General features: G+C 51.5%; 1 protein-coding gene. It reads left to right on the forward strand.

Features of this window, described 5'->3' with window-relative positions; genetic code table 11:
- Nucleotides 1-281 precede the first annotated feature (281 nt).
- The coding region (locus B7Y67_RS18715) for an SIR2 family protein (protein WP_293599921.1) at nt 282-1,172 on the forward strand (891 nt) is incomplete at its 3' end.

Consider the following 1,172-nt stretch of genomic DNA (forward strand, 5'->3'; position numbering starts at 1 on the left):
GTTTAGTCCGCTGACCGGTTTCAGGTGAGTAGCTGTCAATAGAAAAGTTTAGGATCACAACTACGAGATGAGTGACCACTTTCAGTTGGTGTGAACGGGTACTTTCGACCCTCACCGGACTTTCGGCGTTGAGAAGTTCAAACGGCAGCAAACTGATTGAAATGGACTGTCGCCTCCAAGCGAAGAAAAGCAGTTACCCCGCTTTCAAGGTATTGCCGAAAGTATTACGGATTGAATAACCGGCTGTCAGTTTTCTGCTGCGAGCTGTTAGAATTGCCACATTGAAACAGGGGGGTGCTCTGAACAAGGATCAGTTCCGGCTCGTTGAGCTGTTGTCAAAAGAGGTCGAGGAAGGGAATCTCGCCATTTTTGCTGGCGCCGGATTCTCACGCGATGCCGGTTTCGTTGATTGGAAAACGCTGCTCAAGCCCATCGCTGATGACCTAGAATTGGACGTCGAGAAAGAATGGGATCTCGTTACCCTTGCTCAGTACCATACCAACATCCATCATGCCAATCGCGCGAAGCTCAACCAGCTCTTGGTGACAGAGTTTTCCACAAATGTTGCGCCGACTGTTAACCATCGAATCCTGGCCCGACTGCCTATTGGAACGTACTGGACAACTAACTACGACAACCTCATCGAGGCAGCACTCGAAAGCACGGGCAAAATCGCCGACGTCAAGTACACTGTAAAGCAGCTCGCCACCACTAAGTCTAATCGCGACGCGGTGGTGTATAAGATGCACGGCGACGCTACACATCCTGCAGATGCTGTCCTGATCCGCGACGACTACGAGCGGTATCACATCAACATGCAACCGTACGTCACTGCACTCAGCGGTGACCTAGTGTCCAAGACGTTTCTGTTTCTCGGGTTCAGCTTTACCGACCCCAATCTTGAATACATCCTCAGCCGTGTCCGCATCCACTACGGGCGCGACCAGCGGCAGCATTACTGTGTACTTCGCAAAGCGAAGCGGTATGACAACGAAGCCCTAGTAGATTTCGAATATCGCCAGCGAAAAGAGCAGCTCTTTGCCGGGGAGCTGCTGCGGGTCGGTATCAAAACCACTTTTGTCGATGAATTTGAGGAAATCACCGCAATCCTCAAAGCCGTCGAGTACAGGCACAAGCGACGTACTGTGTTCATCTCCGGTGCTGCGCACGAA

The sequence above is a fragment of the Polynucleobacter sp. 35-46-11 genome (genome assembly GCF_002281105.1).